The 780-nt window shown below is 65.5% G+C and carries 1 protein-coding gene; it reads right to left on the minus strand.

Annotation, left to right across the window (positions count from 1 at the left end; genetic code table 11):
* Positions 1 to 257: 257 nt before the first annotated feature.
* Positions 258 to 734, minus strand: a complete 477-nt coding sequence (locus tag AC1D15_RS35325; RefSeq protein ID WP_477829755.1) for a hypothetical protein — start codon at positions 732 to 734, stop codon at positions 258 to 260.
* Positions 735 to 780: the final 46 nt, after the last annotated feature.

The following is a 780-nucleotide window of genomic DNA, read 5'->3' on the forward strand; positions in this document are numbered from 1 at the left end:
CAATTGCACGTCGGCCGACTCGTCGACCGGGTGGCAGCCACCGGCATGCGTGGCGCCCGGGGATCCCATGTGGCCCATCGAGCCGTAGTGACCCATGGGTCCGAAGTGGGACATCGGCGACATGACGCCTACGCTCACGGGGATCTCCTTCAGGCTGGCCAGCGGTGTTGTGGTGTCCGCCATGCTCGGCCCGTCATGTCCCTCACGAGGGCGGCMGGTGCGAAACGCCGTGCGGCAGTGCGAAGCCCCTGCGGCAACTAGGCCCGAACGATCGGGAACGGCGGCTCGATCGGTCCGCTCTGGCCCACCTCGTTGAGCAAGGCCACGAGGACCTTCCAATCTGCGTCGGTCAGCATCCCGGAGAAAATCAATGGCCGCGGCGCACCGCCCGTCGGCTGGAGAAGGATGTAGGCCCATCCGATGGCGGGGTTGTTGGGCGTGCTGTTGAAGGTGCCGGACTCCTTGCTGTCGTTGCTCACCAGCGCATAGGTGCCCTGGATGCCTTCCTTGCCGAGATCGAAGGTCAAGGTCATCTGGCGCAGCACACCGTCTTCGTACCACTGGTAGGTGCCGCCGAGGCCGATCAAGGTCTCGATGTCATTCAGCGCGTGCCAGCCGGCCGGGCTGTCCTTGTACGTCGCCCCTTGACGCTCGTATTCGCGCTTCAAGAGCGCACCGCGTTCGGCGTGGAGACCAGCCGCTTCGAGCGCGGCGACGGTGGTATCGTGGGTCATGGCATCCTCCTTGTCGCCGGTTCATTCCGGGCGTGTCTGGACACGA

The organism is Rhizobacter sp. P2_H2 (assembly GCF_056403375.1).